The sequence below is a fragment of the Desulfovibrio sp. GTC20076 genome, assembly GCF_055385905.1.
Genome location: NZ_AP039366.1, coordinates 83,776 through 97,771, shown reverse-complemented (window position 1 = coordinate 97,771; position 13,996 = coordinate 83,776). Strand labels below are relative to the sequence as shown.

Here is a 13,996-nt window from a genome sequence, read left to right as displayed (position 1 = left end):
ACACGCATGCACCCCAAGGGGCCTTCAGATTTACCTACAGGTTCACGAGCGGCCTTCGCGCAACCTCAAAACGGAAACGCCGACGGCCGTGCGGATCAGTTCGCCGGGCCTGCGCTGGCGATCAGGGCCAGAAGCATTGTGCCCCTGGCGGGCGAAGGCCCGTCCAGAGGGGCGCGGCTGTTTGCGCCCCTGAAAAAGATCGACAATGCCGTGCTTATCGTGCGTGGCGGCCTGGTGGAAGAGGTGCGCCCCTGGTCTGCCGCTGCGGCGCCCGCCGGAGCTGTCGTGCGCGATGTGGGCGCTGTGTGCCTGGCCCCGGCCTGCGTCAACGCGCACACGCATCTTGAACTCTCGCATCTTGCCGGGCGCACGGTATGGGGCAAAGGTTTCACCGCATGGCTGCAAAGCCTCGTTCCTTTGCTGCCTGAAGCCCCCGATGCGCAGGCTGTGGAAAATGCCTGCGCTCATCTGGCCGGAACCGGCACCCTGTACGCGGGTAATATTACCGGCTCGTTGCCGGGCGGCACGCTTCTGGCTGACGCCGCCTGCCGGGAAACGGGCATTGCCGCAAGCCATTTTTGCGAATGGTTCGGTTTTGGCGCGCCCTTTGCCGACGGTATCCGCCCCTGGCCGCCCCGCTGCCGCCAGGTTCTGCAGGACGATCCCTTTCTGGCAGCCCGATGCGCCCCCGGCGGGCATGCCCTTTATTCCACCGGGGCTGACATCTTGACTGCCGCCAGGCAGAACTGCGCCCGCATGGGCCGTATTTTCAGCTTTCATCTGGCGGAATCCCCCGATGAGACGCAGATGCTGGTCACGGGTGACGGCCCCTTGCGCCATTTCTACGAAAAGGCGGTCCTGCCCGAAGACTGGCAGGCCCCCGGCCTGCGCCCCCTGGCCTACGCCGTCAAGCTGGGGCTTCTCGGCACGGGTACCCTTGCTGTACACGGTACGCAGCTTGACGCCCAGGAAGTGGAGGTGCTGGCCGCCAGCGGCACGGCCCTGTGCCTGTGCCCGCGCTCCAACCGCAATCTTGACCTTGGCGTGCCGCCGGTGCGCGACCTGCTTGAAAGCGGCTGCCTGCTCTGCCTCGGTACGGACGGTCTGACCAGCAACCGCGACCTGGATGTGCGGCAGGAAGCCGTATGGCTGCGTGACAACCTTGACGTTCCACCCGAAGCCCTGGTGCGCCTCATGACTGTCAACGGCGCTGCTGCCCTCAACCTGCTCCCCAGTGGCGCAGGCCGTCTGGAACCCGGCAGTCCGGCGGCATTCTGCGTATTGCCCGAAGCCCTCGTCTATTAGAGCACCTTACCTTGAAAATGCTTTGGCGACTGCGTGAACAGCGCCCGCCGCGAAGGCGCAAGCCCAGTGTATTTGCGCGACTAGAGCAATAACGCTTCAAATGACTGTTTAACGGTCGGCAAAGCCGCCCTACAAGCATTTGGCGACAAGGATTTGTCTCCAACTCCTTGTAGAGCATTTCATACTTGAAATGCTCTAAGCGCAGGAGCTGGCGCGTAGCAATACTTGAGCGTATATATTTTCAAAGGTAAAATGCTATAACACACATCAAATGCAGCCTTTCCCCGGCAAACTGCTCCACGCTTACCGCGCAGTTTCGTTAAGCGCATACATGTTCCTCTGCGTACCACCCTCCGGCGTCTTTGTTTTCCGCACACACAGCGGCTGTTTTTTCTCCCACCAGACCAGCCGGAAAAAACGGCAACCGGCATTGCCCGCCTCTTTCACCCAATGAGATCCGAAGCGCCCCTGCGGCAGCCGTCTGCCCCGGATGCGGGGCATGCGCTCCTTTGCAACAATCGGCACTTTATGCCAATAAAATTATTGTCATGCGCAAGCCTAACTGGCAGTATTTGACCACACCAATTCTGCTTGTCTGAAGTCTCAAGGGACCATTGCCCCGCGCTGTGGCCCTGACGGCATCTGCCGTCTGTTATCAACCCGCGCCAAGAAGGAAACCATGACCGAGGAATTACTGGACTGGAAGGACGCCATGAGCCGTGTGCTCAACAAGCGTGACCTTTACGTCAAGCTGCTGGGCAAATTTATTGAAACGGAACGCGACACTCCCGACAGGGTGGCTGTGGCTCTCAAGAACGGCAATGCCGATGAAGCCAGACAACTGGTGCACAGCACCAAGGGGGCAGCGGCCAACCTGGGGGCCAAGGCGCTGGCCGCCGCCGCGCTGGAGCTTGAAATGGCCATCAGGGCCGGGGCGGACACGGGCCGCGCCCTCAGCCACTTCAGCACCACCGTCATGGAAACCCTGGTAACCATGCACGCCTTCATGACCCAGTAGTTCCGAAATTTTCTGATTTCGCTCCGGATAGTTAGTAAATAAAAAACGCCCCCCCCGGCCGATGCCGGCCGGGGGGGGGCGCAAGCCCATGATTTTGTCCGTCAATGCCCCAGCCGCGTTTCATAACCGCAGCTATGGCACCTGGTCTTCTAGCGCAGTTAACGCTTTAAACGGTTGCCTGGCGACAGATCACCGCTGCTGTCTTCGTCCGTAATTTCTTTTGCCGTAACGGTCAAAGCAGGCCCGCCTTGCAACCATTTCACGGCGCGTAATTTAAAAAAAAGCCCCGCAGTGCATGCCAGCTTTTTCAAAGTTGTCATGCTGCCGTATTACGGTGCGCTGCACCCTCATGCGGCATCAGCGCACATTTAAACTTTTTCAAAACTAGAATGCTCTATCTTGAAAAAACGCAGTCTCAAGGCGTTGGTCACCACGGACACTGACGACAGGGCCATGGCCGTACCCGCTATCATGGGCGAAAGCATGGGGCCGCCAAAAACATGTAAAAGACCGGCCGCCACGGGCAGGCCCAGCACGTTGTAGCCAAATGCCCAAAAGAGATTCTGCCGGATATTGCGCATGGTGGAACGCGAAAGCGCCAGCGCGGTAAGTACGGCCTCCATGCCGCCGCGCATCAGCACGATGTCTCCGGCCTCGGCGCTCACATCCACGCCTGTTCCCACAGCCATGCCCACATTTGCCAGGGCCAGCGCCGGGGCATCGTTGATACCGTCACCCACCATGCCTACCACATGCCCCTCCTCCTGCAGACGACGCACATAATCGGCCTTTTCTGCGGGCAGCAGACCGGCCGCCACTTCATCCACACCTACCTGCGCGGCCACAGCCCGGGCCGTGCGCTCATTGTCGCCCGTAAGCATGACAACGCGCACGCCCATTTCACGCAGACGCGCCACCACTGAGGGCGATTCCGGTCGTATGCCGTCCGCTAGCGCCAATATGCCAGCCAGACGGTTTTCTCCGCCCCGGTCAAGAGCCAGCAGCAAGGGAGTCTGTCCGGCCTCGGCCAGCACGGCCAGCCGGTCCACAACATCCCGGGAAACCTCAAGGCCGCACTCCTTCATAAAAGCGCGATTGCCCACGGCCACCCGGCAGCCCTGCCCATCGGCAAATACCCGTCCTGCGATGCCCATGCCGGGCGTCACCACCACGTCCTCTACACGACGGGCGGGCAGGTTACGGTCATGGCCCGCCTTGATAAGGGCCTGGGCCAGCGGATGCTCGGAACGCGCCTCAAGGGCGGCGGCCAGACTCAGAAGACCGTTTTCGTCAAGCTCTCCGGCCCCCTCCAGCAGGGTCACCCCGGTGAGTACGGGCTTGCCCGTAGTCAGGGTTCCGGTCTTGTCCACGGCAAGCACATTGATATGCCCGGCCTGCTCCAGAGCGGAGCCGTTCTTGATGAGCACGCCAAGCTGCGCGCCGCGCCCGGTTCCCACCATGATGGACATGGGCGTGGCGAGACCCATGGCGCAGGGGCAGGCCATAACCAGCACGGCCACAAAGACCGTCAGCGGCGTGGTAACCGGTTCGGAACTGAACACCAGCCATGCCAGCGCCGCCAGTACCGCGTATATCATGACCGCAGGAACGAAATAATAACTCACCCTGTCCGCCAGGCGGGCAATGGGAGCCTTGCTGCCCTGAGCCTCGCGCACCAGACGGATAATGCGCGCAAGGCGCGTATTACGGCCCACCGCATCGGCCCGCAGGGTAAGCGAGCCTTCACCGTTAACACTGCCCGCCACCAGTTTGTCTCCCGGCCCCACTGCCACAGGAATGGACTCGCCCGTAAGCAGTGAAAGGTCCACGGCGCTCTTGCCGGTAAGCACCTCGCCATCCACAGGCACACGACCACCGGGGCGCAACAGCAGGTGATCACCCGCCTTGACCTCAGACAGGGGCACTTCGCGCGGCGGCTGGGCCTCATCCGCAGAGTCAAGCCGCAGGGCCGTTTCAGGGGTAAGGCTCATGAGCGCGCCCATGGCATCGCCAGCCTTGCGCTTTGCCGTGGCCTCAAGAAACTGCCCCAGCTCTATCATGGTCAGCAGCACGGCCCCGGATTCATAATAAAGATTCATGGCCCGTTCCACCGGGTCCAGCCCCATGAGGCCCAGCACCGTGTTCACCAGGCTGTAAAGAAAAGCCGCGCCCGTACCCACGGCCACAAGGCTGTCCATGGCCGGAGCCTTGCGCAGCAGCGCGCGGATGCCGTCCACATAAAAGTGGCGTCCAAGCCAGACTATGGGCAGGCTGAGAAAAAGCTGCACCAGCATAAAGGCGCGCGGCGAAGCGTGCGGATCAAGCCAGCCGGGCAAGTCAAGGCCCACCATATGCCCCATGGATACAACAAGCAGAGGCACGGCGAAGCAGGCCATGGGCACAAGCCTGCGCAAACGGTGGCGCGAATCTTTAATGGCCCTTGCCCTGCCTTCGGCAAATTCGGTCGAGGCGTCATCGTCGCTGGCAGGGGTGGCACTGAAGCCGAGCGTGGCGACCCGCCCCATGATCTGGTGCTGCACCTCGTCCTCACGGCCGGGGCTGGCCCACACTTCTGCCTTGGCGGTGGCAAGGTTGACGCTGATTTTTTCCACCCCGTCCATGCGGCCTACCACGCGCTCGATGCGCGAAGAGCAGGCAGCGCAGTGCATGCCGCCAATATCAAACTGCAGGGGGCATGCCCCTTCAGCGGCGTCCTTACCAGCAATGGCCTCGCTCATATTCGTCCTCCAGCCCTTTCTGTTCCGGGCACAGCACGGCGCTGCACAGAGCACCCCGCCTGTCCGACCCAGGTTTGTTTTGCCGTGGCTTGTCATTTGCCATGACCGCGCGTAAACTTGCACCACATTGAAATTGAAAACTGTTTCCCCAAGGAGGATATGATGAAAAGCCTGAAAGTCAATGGTATGAGCTGCGGACACTGCAAGGCCGCTGTGGAAGAAGCGGCGGGCAAGGTTGCCGGCATAAAAAATCCGCTGGTGGACCTGGACGAAAAAGTCTTGCGCTATGAAGAGGACGGCCCCGTGGATATGGACGCCCTGCGCACGGCCATCAGCAATATCGGTTTTGACCCGGAATAGGCCCCGCCTGAGCCTTTTCGGCAATGCGCGGCGGCTCTGCGCCGGTTTTTTCAGCAGAAAAGACCGGCGCGGGCTGCGCACCCGGACAGGCACAACGTCACTTCGCCTCAAGCCCCATCATCTTGCCGTTCGCGCCTGCATGGCGTACATGTAGCCCGCTATGCCCGCACCGCCGCGAAAAAATTCCGGCCGGTTCGCCACAGGCCGCGAGGGCAAAAAAACGCAACGGCATGACATGTCCGGGCAGAGACCGCGGCATGCCGTCATCCGCGCGAAACAGGCCGGGCCGCAATGGCCGAAACCGCGCCGGACAGGCACCACGGCCCGAGGTAGTGCAGCGGCCATAACCTACAGGCAGACCGTCCGGACAACCATGCGCCCAAACCGTACCGCCATGCAAGTATACAGACCTTTCTCACAAGCACACAAGAGGCACAGGGGCCTGTCCACGGCACAGCAATGTATCTGCAGCCTGCTGATGTGTTGCGCCCTGCTCAGCCTGGCGGCCGCCGCGCGGGCGCAGGATGCCTTTTCTCTGGATTTTACCGTGGTGCACCTGGGAGGCGGGCCGCGCACGGTGCTGGTTGTGGGTGGCATACAGGGAGATGAGCCGGGCGGCTTCTCGGCCGCAAGCCTGCTGACCACCCACTATACCGTGGAAAACGGCAGTGTATGGGTAGTGCCCAACCTCAATTTTCCCAGTATCATCAAGCGGTCGCGCGGGCTGCATGGCGACATGAACCGCAAGTTCGCCCGCCTTGACCACAGTGACCCGGAGTATGTCACCGTTCGACGCATACAGGATATCATTGACCACCCCGATGTGGCCCTGGTGCTGAACCTGCATGACGGCAGCGGCTACTATCGCCATCAATACGAGAACAGGCTGCGCAATCCCGCGCGCTGGGGCCAGTCGGTTATCATTGACCAGGCCAGCCTGCCCGGCGCATTCATGAGTTCTCTGGGCGCGATGGCCGACGAAGCCGTGGCCGCCGCCAACGCGGGGCTTCTGGCCCCCGACCACCGCCTGCATGTGCGCAATACCAATACGGCGGCGGGCGACCGCGAAATGGAAAAAAGCCTTTCCTACTATGCCGTGCGGCAAGGCAAGGCGGCCTTCGGCCTTGAAGCCAGCAAGGAATTTTCTGTGGAACTGCGTGCCTATTACCATCTGCTGATGGTGGAATCCTTTTTGCGGCAGGCAGGGGTGGACTTCAGCCGCTCGTTTTCCCTTACACCCCAGGGCGTACGCCAGGCGCTTCAGGACGATCTGGCCGTATCTTTTGCCGACAACCGGGTCTTTCTGCCCCTGGAAGACGTCCGGCCTGCCATAAACTATTTGCCCCTGCCCAGAAGCGCTCCGGCCCGCGCCGTGCCGACCAAGCCCATCATGGCAGTACTGCCCTGTGCCAAAGGCCATGAAGGCCAGTACTGCGTCCACTACGGCAATCGCATGATTACCCTCATCCGCCCCGAATGGCGTGAAGTGGACGACAGCCTTGGCGCAGCTCCGGTGCGCGTGGACGGGCAGGACACCCTGGTCCCATTCGGGCAGATCGTTTATGCAAAAGACAGCCTGCTGGTGCACCCTCTTGAGGGCTACAGGGTCAACGCCATCGGCTTTGAGAACGGGCAGCCCGACGAAACGGGTGTGGAACTGCGCCGCAAAGACTTCATGCCGCGTTTTTCGGTGGACAGACAGGCCCGGATATTCCGGGTAGAAGTTTACCGGGGTCAGCTTTTCAGCGGCATGTTTCTGGTCTGCTTTGGTGATGGAGACCGGAAACGCCCAAGCGGATCGCACACCGTCCGCAACGCCGCGCCGCTGCCTGCTGTTCCCGGGCCGGAGTCTGCCCTGGGCTTTTAAGCTGTGCCCCACAATTCCCTGACTGCTGCACCTCCGGGCGCTGCCCGGAAGGGGGGCTTTCCCGGGCAGCAAATCGGCATTTTTACGTTGAACTGCTTTATAAAGACAAGTACAGGAAAAACATGGCTGATAAAATATCCGTCTGTGTAGCCGGGGGCGGCAGTTGGGGCACGGCCCTCGGGCATCTGCTGGCCCGTGGTGGACACGATGTCAGCATATGGCTGCGCGATGATGCTGTGGCCCGGACCATCAACCGGAAACACGAAAATCCGCGCTACCTGCCCGGCCTGCCGCTTGATCCTCGCCTCGCGGCCACAACAGACCCGGCCGTGCTCGCCCGGCCTCTGGTGGTGCTTGCTGTTCCCTGCCAGCAGTTGCGCCCCTGGCTTGCCGGTCATGCCTGCCATTTTCAGCCGGGCGTAACCCTCGTCAATGCTGCCAAAGGCATAGAAACAGGCTCTCTGGCAACCTGCGCCGAAATAACGGCTCAGGAACTGGGCGGCCTCAACCCGCGCTACGCGGTTCTGTCCGGCCCGTCCTTTGCCGCTGACGTGCTGCGCGACCTGCCCACGGCCGTTGTGCTGGCTTCGTATGACGAAGCTTTGGGCCGTTACCTGCGCGGCGTCTTTTCCGGCCCTGCCTTTCGCTGCTATTCCAGCACGGATGTGGTTGGAGTGGAAATGGGCGGCGCGCTCAAAAACGTCATGGCCATTGCGGCAGGCACATGCGACGGTCTGGGTCTTGGAGCCAACAGCCGCGCTGCGCTCGTCACCCGCGGGCTGGCGGAAATGAGCCGCCTTGGTGTCGCGCGCGGCGCGCAAGCGCACACCTTTATGGGCCTTTCCGGATTGGGAGACCTTACCCTGACCTGCACCGACGACCTTTCACGAAACCGCCAGGTGGGGCTGCGGCTTGGTCGGGGAGAAAAGCTCGAGCATATCACGCAAAGCCTCGGCATGGTGGCCGAAGGCGTAAAAACCACTGCCGCCATCCATGAGATGGCGCAAAAGCTCCAGGTGGAGGCCCCGCTGACCAGGGCTGTTTACGGCATCCTTTACAAGGAAATGGCCCCGCCCACCGTGCTGAGCGACCTGATGGCCAGGGACCTGCGCGAAGAATAGCCCCCACACCCAGCCCGCACTTCAGTTTCCTCCGGGTACACCCTGCGTGTTTTTGCAGGCGAAGCAGTCTGACGTTAAAATACATTCGACGGCTGCGCCAAAGCACACGCCAACAACTGCTATTGCCCCAAGGGGCATGAAAAAAGCCGCGCCGTCATGCAGTTGTGCGATTCAACGCCGCAGTCCGCCGCAACATACCGGGAATAGACATCCCCGAAACAACACGCTCTGAGGAGCGGCCCGCTTCCGCAACACCTCCAGCCCGCCTGTTGCGTCACCTGCACGCTCACATCTGGATTCTTGCCGGAAAACTTCAGTAACACAAAAACATTGCTGAAGAATCAAAAAAACGCACCGCCATCGCCCAATAAATCACATATTGAGTTCCGCCACAAAACCATTCGCGCTGATAATTTTTTTCAGTAGCACGATATTCATAAAAACGCCTTCTTAACCAATGGTAGCTTGCAACACATCCAGACAGATAAAAAGCGGGGCGTGAGCGCAATCATTTAAAGACATAAACAATTCAAAAACTGTTTGTGCGTACAACTAACATAGCGCAAGTATAGACTGAATGCACAGTCAACACACAATTTTATACAATTTAAACATACGTCACATCACTGTGAATTATTGCACACACTGCAAGTTTACGGGAAAAACCTGCGCCACACCTGTGCAATTTAACGTAACCTCTATTTTTTTGGTGGAATAATCAGCACTTGCGCAGAGTAGCGAAGTGCGATAAGGCTGGTAACACTCTTTTTACTATTTTTTTCACGATACGGTATGGATGTGATACCATGTCAGGAGAGAGCATAGTCGGGGCAAGCACGGGGCTGGCCCGGAAGACCCGCAAACTACGGGGCGAATTATGACGGAATCATTGTTCTCGGCTGGCGGCCTGCTGGTGCCGCTTCTGGTGGGCATGGCCCTTATGCTGTATGCCGCGGCTCAGGCCGTGCGCCAGCGCAAGGACCCGCGACGCCTGATCCTCTGGGGCGCCCTGCATGATGCAGGCATTGTTTGCCTGGGGCTTGGGGCGGGAACCGCCGCCGGCGCCACCGGCTTATGGCTCTTCATACTCTTCCAGGCAGCCGCGCGCGGACTGGCCTGGACGGCTCTGGCCCGGCTCTCTTCGGCCTGCCATACAGGCACTGCCTGTAGCCGCGGGTCCGTCACACTGGCCGACCTCGGCGGCTCCGGGCAGCGCCACCCCTGGACGGCGGCACTATTCGCCCTGGGCCTGCTGGCCTCAGTGGGCGGCTCGCCGTTTCTCTTGCCTGAAGCCCGCCTTTTCATCAATGCGGCGGTGCTTGAAGCCATACCCGGCGGGCTTGTGGCCCTGCTGGTCATGGCCCTGGCCACCACCATTTTCATCTGGCTGTATGTTGACGCCGTGCGCCGCGTGGCGCTGGAAGATGCGTCGGAAGACACGCACACGGCCCTTGGCCCCATGCGCGGCAGCAGCCTGCCGGTGCTGGCCCTGGCTGCGGCTGTGGCCCTCATGGGCCTTCTGCGCGGTCCGCTGACCGGGCTTATCGGCGGCCAGTACGGATTTGCCGCGCCCCATGCGGCCGTGCATCCGGCCTACTGGTGCTATTACCTCGGCGCCTTTATCGCCGGGGGGGCTTTTCTGGCCCGCCTGCGGCAGGCGCCAGTGGTGGGCACGGCATTCGCGGCCCTGGCCTTTGTTCTGGCCCTTGCCATTGAAGCCGGCCCCACAGCCAAACTGTTTTTGATCATGACCAGCCTGGTGGCCCTGGTGGTCTGCGTATACTCGCAGGGCTACATCCACGGGCGCCATCAGGGGCGCTACTGGTTCTTCCTGCTGCTCACCTTCGCCTCGCTGGCCGGCATAGTCTCAAGCTCTGATGCTCCAGGCCTGTATGGCTACTGGGAGCTCATGACCTTCGCCTCCTACTTTCTGGTGGTACACGAAGGACGCCGCAGCGCGTTTGACGCCGGCCTCAAATACTACATAATGTGCGCGGGCGGCGCGCTTTTCATGCTGCCCGGCCTGCTCATGCTCGGTCAGGGTTTTGTACCCACGCCGGTGGTGCAGGCAGCTTTTGTGCTCTGCCTGGCGGGATTTGGCGTCAAGGCCGGCCTTGTGCCTCTGCATTCCTGGTTGCCCGACGCCCATCCGGCCGCGCCTTCTTCGGTTTCGGCCCCCCTGTCGGGCATCATAACCAAGATGGGCATCTTCGGCATTGTGGCCGTGCTGCTCATGCGGCCCATGGTCAGCAGCCTGCCGGGCCTGTTCGGGCTTTCCTGGCTCGGCACGGGCCTGGTCTTCACGGGTGCCGCCACCCTCATCCTGGGCGAGGTCATGGCCTTGCGGCAGGACGACATCAAGCGCATGCTGGCTTATTCCACACTGGGACAGATCGGTGAAATCGCGCTGGTGCTCGGCATCGGCACGTGGCTTTCCACAACCGGCGCGCTGTGGCACATGTTCAACCACGCCATAATGAAGGACCTGCTCTTCCTCGGCGCAGGCGCGCTCATCCTGCGCAGCGGCAGCCGCAAACTTGCCGACCTGCGCGGCCTGGGCCGCCAGATGCCCTTCACCGTGGCCTGCATGGGCATTGGCCTTGTGAGCATTATGGGGCTGCCGCCCTTTGGTGCGTTTTACAGCAAATTCCTGATGATACAGGCCGCCACAGAGGCCGGGCAACTCTGGCTGGCCGCCCTTATTCTCGGCGGATCACTGGTGGGCCTTGTGTACTACACACGCATCCTCAAGACCTTGGTCTTTGAGGAACGCCCCGACTACCTGCCCAAAGCCACCGAAGCGCCCCTGACCATGCGTCTCGGCATGGGAGCACTTGCCGCCCTGTGTCTGCTGCTTGGCCTTGCGCCGCAACTGCCCATGCAGATTGTGGTTCCCGTAGCCAGCCTTGCCTTCGTACCCAACCCCTCCGACGCATCGGTGCTGCTGGCCATGAACGTGAGCTGGCCCATATATGTGGTCGTCCCCGTATTTGGCGCGCTTTTGCCTGCCCTATTCCACAAGAACCGCATCATGGCGGGCAAAACCAGCGTGGGAGTACTGCTTGCCACCGCCCTGCTGGTGATCCTGTTCGGGCGCGGTCTGGACACGCTCTCTTTCTGCTTTGCCCTTATCGTCCCCCTGCTTGGCGCGGTCAATATGGCCTATGCACTGGGCTATATGGAACACAGCCATCGGCAGTGGCGCTTCTACTGCGCCTTTACCGCCATGTGCGGCGGTCTGGTGGGCATGGCGGCCAGCCAGTACCTGCTGAGCTTCTTCCTGTTCTGGGAAATCATGAGTTCGTGGACGCTGTACCTGGCCATTGCCCACGAAGGCGACAAGGCATCCCTGCGTGAGGCCTTCAAATACTTTATCTTCAACGTGTTCGGCGCGGGCTTCATCTTTGTGGGCCTGTGCGTTATCGGACCCTTTACCCCCTTCAGCACCCTGCTGCTGGAAGGCATGGCTCCCAGCCTGTCGCCGGGCGCGGCCTGGCTTGGCATGGCCCTGCTGGCCGCCGGTTTTGTCATGAAGGCCGCCCAGCTGCCGTTCCGCATTGACTGGCAGATGCACCCGGCCCTTGCCCCGACCCCCGTGTCCGGCTACATCTCTTCGGTTCTGCTGAAGAGCGCCATACTGGGGCTTATCAAGCTGTTCATGCTGCTCGGCGGCGGTTTCGCCCTCGCCGGGGTTCTGGGCGGGTTTGAACAAGGCTCCATCAGCGTGGCCGTCATGTGGATAGGCGGTATCACCATCATCATGGCCGCCCTTCAGGCGCTGCGCAGCAACGGCATCAAGCTGATATTCATCTACTCGACGGTCAGCCAGCTCGGCTACATGGTCCTCGCCGTGGCAGCAGGCGGCGCGCTTGGTTACGCGGGCGGCATGTTGCACGTCATCAACCACGTTTTCTTCAAAGACCTGCTCTTCCTTGTCTGCGGCGCAGTCATGTTTGCCAGCCACAAGGAAACACTGGACGACCTGGGCGGTATCGGGCGCAAGATGCCCTTTACCCTGGCCATGTTCGCCATTGCCGGGCTTTCGGTGGTGGGTGTTCCCCCCACCAGCGGCTTCTCGTCCAAATGGCTTATCTACCATGCCCTCATGGAAGCCGGTCAGCCCTTCCTGGCGCTGCTTTCCCTCATCGGCAGCGTGCTGACCATGGCCTATATAGCCAAGTTCCTGCACGCGGCCTTTCTGGGCCAGCCCGCCCGCGACCTTGACGAAATCAGGGAAGTGCCGCGCATCATGCGTGTACCCATGGGCATTCTGGCCGCAGGTTGTCTGCTTACGGGCATATTCCCCGGCCTTGCACTCGGGCCCATCAATTCGGTGCTGTTTGAATACGGCTTCATGCCTCTGAACGTGGGCCTTTCCGGCGTGCTTTCAGGCGCGGGAGCCTGGAACGCCACGGGCATGTTCGTGATGATGGCCCTGGCTTTCGCGGGCGGCTGCTGGTTTGTGAAGCGCTTTACCCGCCTGCGCGAAATCGACGTGCACACCTGCGGCCTGCCGCCCGAAACGGCCACCAGCCGCATGACGCCTTCCAGCATTTACGGCGGCCTCACGCGCCTTCTCGGCAGTGAGCGCGCGCCCAAGGAGAACCGCTCATGAGCGATACCCTGCTTGCCATACTGCATATGTGCGTCTTCCCCGGCGGGGCCTTTGCCCTCATGGTGGCCATGTTCTTCAAAGGACTGGACCGCCGGGTAGAAGCCCGCCTGCAACGCCGCGTGGGGCCGCCCCTGGTGCAGCCCTGGCTGGACATTGCAAAGCTGCTGACCAAGGAAACCATGATTCCCCGTACCGCCTGCCGCCCGGCATTTTTGCTGGCCCCGGTTTTCGGCTTCACGGGCATGGCCGTTTGTGCCGCCTTTATCCCCATCTCGGGCGTATATAACGGCCTGTTCAACATGGGTGACCTGCTGGTGATCTTTTACCTGCTGCCCATTCCGGCCATGGCCATCATGCTTGGCGGCTCGGCCTCAAGCTCGCCCTTCGGCGCAGTGGGCTTTTCACGCGAAATGACCCTTATGTTCGCCTATGAAACGCCTCTGCTCATGATTCTGCTGGCTGTAGCCATGCTGACAGGCAAAACCCTTGCGGGCGGAGCCTGGGGCGCGGAATTCTCGCTTTACAAAATCGTGGCCCTGCAGCAGCAGGCCGGATCTTTCGGCTTTAACCCGTCCATGATACCGGCGTTTCTGGCCTATCTGATCTTTCTGCCCGGCACTATGGGGGTTGTGCCCTTTGACATCCCCGAGGCCGAAACAGAAATCATCGAAGGCCCGCTGCTGGAATACGGCGGCCCGCTGCTGGCGCTTTTTCAGATAACGTCGGCTCTCAAAACCTTCGTTGTTCTGGGGCTGGGGGTTGCGCTTTTCTTTCCCGGCACCATATCTGAATGGTGGCCCATCAATCTCTTGTGGTTCCTGTTCAAGTGTTTCGCGCTCATGCTGGTTTCGCTCACCCTGGTCAAGTCGGCCACCGGGCGTTTCCGCATTGACCAGGCGTTTCGCTTTTATGTGACTGTGCCCACAGCCCTTGCGCTGTGCAGCCTGATACTGGTCTGGGTGATGTAAGGAG

General features: G+C 61.1%; 8 protein-coding genes. 7 read left to right on the top strand and 1 reads right to left on the bottom strand.

The features are described from left to right. Nucleotides 1–6 precede the first annotated feature (6 nt). Nucleotides 7–1,305, top strand: coding sequence for an amidohydrolase family protein (locus ACZ495_RS00410; RefSeq protein ID WP_464262453.1), 1,299 nt, complete (start codon nucleotides 7–9; stop codon nucleotides 1,303–1,305). 679 nt (nucleotides 1,306–1,984) lie between these two features. Beyond that, nucleotides 1,985–2,323 carry an Hpt domain-containing protein gene (locus ACZ495_RS00405; protein ID WP_012625495.1) on the top strand — a complete coding sequence of 113 codons (339 nt, stop codon included), beginning with the start codon at nucleotides 1,985–1,987 and terminating at the stop codon, nucleotides 2,321–2,323. Between the two features lie 368 nt (nucleotides 2,324–2,691). Here ACZ495_RS00405 and ACZ495_RS00400 read toward each other — a convergent pair whose 3' ends face one another. Continuing rightward, on the bottom strand, nucleotides 2,692–5,061 hold the full coding sequence (locus tag ACZ495_RS00400) for a heavy metal translocating P-type ATPase (RefSeq protein ID WP_464262452.1): 2,370 nt from the start codon (nucleotides 5,059–5,061) through the stop codon (nucleotides 2,692–2,694). Nucleotides 5,062–5,223: 162 nt separating this feature from the next. Between ACZ495_RS00400 and ACZ495_RS00395 the strand changes: the two genes are divergently transcribed. The 5 genes from ACZ495_RS00395 to ACZ495_RS00375 all read left to right on the top strand — a co-directional run bounded on the left by ACZ495_RS00395 (nucleotide 5,224) and on the right by ACZ495_RS00375 (nucleotide 13,992). Then, complete coding sequence (locus ACZ495_RS00395; protein WP_012625497.1) at nucleotides 5,224–5,421, top strand: heavy-metal-associated domain-containing protein; 198 nt, start codon at nucleotides 5,224–5,226, stop codon at nucleotides 5,419–5,421. A 478-nt stretch (nucleotides 5,422–5,899) separates the two neighbouring features. Continuing rightward, complete coding sequence (locus tag ACZ495_RS00390; protein ID WP_464262451.1) at nucleotides 5,900–7,288, top strand: M14 family metallopeptidase; 1,389 nt, start codon at nucleotides 5,900–5,902, stop codon at nucleotides 7,286–7,288. Between the two features lie 122 nt (nucleotides 7,289–7,410). Beyond that, nucleotides 7,411–8,409 carry an NAD(P)H-dependent glycerol-3-phosphate dehydrogenase gene (locus tag ACZ495_RS00385; RefSeq protein ID WP_012625499.1) on the top strand — a complete coding sequence of 333 codons (999 nt, stop codon included), beginning with the start codon at nucleotides 7,411–7,413 and terminating at the stop codon, nucleotides 8,407–8,409. A gap of 877 nt (nucleotides 8,410–9,286) precedes the next feature. Next, nucleotides 9,287–13,024, top strand: a complete 3,738-nt coding sequence (locus ACZ495_RS00380; RefSeq protein WP_072311456.1) for a complex I subunit 5 family protein — start codon at nucleotides 9,287–9,289, stop codon at nucleotides 13,022–13,024. Next, nucleotides 13,021–13,992: a respiratory chain complex I subunit 1 family protein gene (locus ACZ495_RS00375; RefSeq protein ID WP_012625501.1), complete on the top strand. Its 972-nt coding sequence runs from the start codon at nucleotides 13,021–13,023 to the stop codon at nucleotides 13,990–13,992. The genes ACZ495_RS00380 and ACZ495_RS00375 overlap by 4 nt, the downstream gene beginning before the upstream one ends. The last annotated feature ends 4 nt before the right edge of the window (nucleotides 13,993–13,996 follow it).